This is a genomic window from Pseudomonas sp. P4_D7, from assembly GCF_056401755.1.
The window spans coordinates 1-1,467 of the sequence record NZ_JBFUIR010000157.1; the positions used below are offsets into that span (position 1 = coordinate 1).

The 1,467-nt window shown below is 58.6% G+C and carries 2 protein-coding genes; both read left to right on the plus strand.

The features are described 5' to 3' along the window. Positions 1 to 709 (plus strand): hypothetical protein (locus AC1DVF_RS29225; protein ID WP_477783633.1); only part of this gene is annotated, 709 nt, incomplete at its 5' end. Then, positions 706 to 1,467, plus strand: a 762-nt coding sequence (locus AC1DVF_RS29230) for a C1 family peptidase (protein WP_477783634.1), incomplete at its 3' end; no start/stop codon positions are given. The genes AC1DVF_RS29225 and AC1DVF_RS29230, both read left to right, overlap by 4 nt.

The window sequence follows — 1,467 nt, forward strand, 5'->3', positions numbered from 1 at the left end:
CCGAGTCCGGCCACCGGACGGCAGTTCCTTCGAGGTAACGTCGACCATGAGTCCCAGCTTGCGGAAGCAGTGGGGTGAGCATCTCGACGGGTCCGACGAGAAGGGAGAACAGTTCAATGTCCATGTGTATCTGGAAAAAAGGGGTGCAGCTCCAGGACATATTTCAGCGCCGTCTGTCGATCCAGCTCACGGAATACCCGTGCGCCTGCCAGAGGCAGGACGGCTTACCGTTTGCGCCGGAGCACCGTGTAGCCCAGATAATCTGCCGCTTGCTTCGTGGGAGGGAGAAGTCCTCCAATTCGGAGACGTTTTCTACCTGCCCTGTGTCAGTCGTGCGTTCGGCAGCACCGAGTGCAGTCTAGAGCTGACGGAAGCCGGGAAGCTGAAGGCGATTGGTGTCCAGCAAAAGAACGCAACGGCCGAAGGGGCTACCGCCGCAGCCAAAGAGGGCTTGGGCCAGGTGGCGGATGCCAGGGCTTCGCAGCGCGCGGCAAGTACAAAGAGACTAGAGGCAAAAACGGCTGCGCTCAAGGCTGAGGCGGACTACAGCAATGCTCTCGCGGCACTCGCGCCCAATCCGCTTAAGGCGGACGAGGATGYCACCGAAGCACTGAAGGCACATACCACTCTTTCGAATGCGAAGGTTGCTGACATAGAAGCAGACGATGCCCTCCGAGGAGCCATAGCGAATGCGGGAAATGTGCCATGAGTGATCGTTTCGGAAACGCGTGGAACGTACGTACGAAGAAAGTTTCAACGGGATTGTTGACCGCGTTGCCGCAGTTCAAGCATCCCGCCCTTCCGGTGCCGATTGTTCAGAGACGGGCATTTGCCCTCGTGCAGCCGACGGCAGAATCTACTACTGTGCGAGCAATCGACTGGCACGAGCTCGGGGCAGTCCCACCGGCCAAAGATCAGACGCCTTGCAATTCTTGCAGTTCGTTCGCGATGACCACGACAGTGGAAGCACTCCACTTCATCAAGACGGGTAAGCGAATTGCGCTCTGCGCAGGCTTCATCCATACCTGTTTGATGGAATGCGACTGCGACGAACCGGCGGATCTTGCCGAAACGGTCAATATTGTCTGTGCACACGGCATTGCCCTCGGCGCCGAAGACGATTATCCCGACCCTCCGACTATGTGTGCGACTCGTAACCTCTACCCGGTCATCCAACGGGCGGCACTTCGGGATCAGCAGCAAGCGATGAACTCCCTGGTGGAGAACGGCCCGTTTGTTGCGACGATGAKGACTGAGCCCTCGTTTCTACGCCTCCCAAAAGGGCGAATCTACAGGTTTAACGACGCCCCGGGAGCAACGCTGCACTCGGTGTCAGTAGTTGGATTTGACGCCGATGGCCAGTATTGGATCATCGCAAATAGCTATGGCAAGTCCTGGTGCGACGGTGGTATTGGGCGGGTCGCGTTCGGTACGGACGCTCCGCTCGGAGGTCGCGAAGGATGGCGG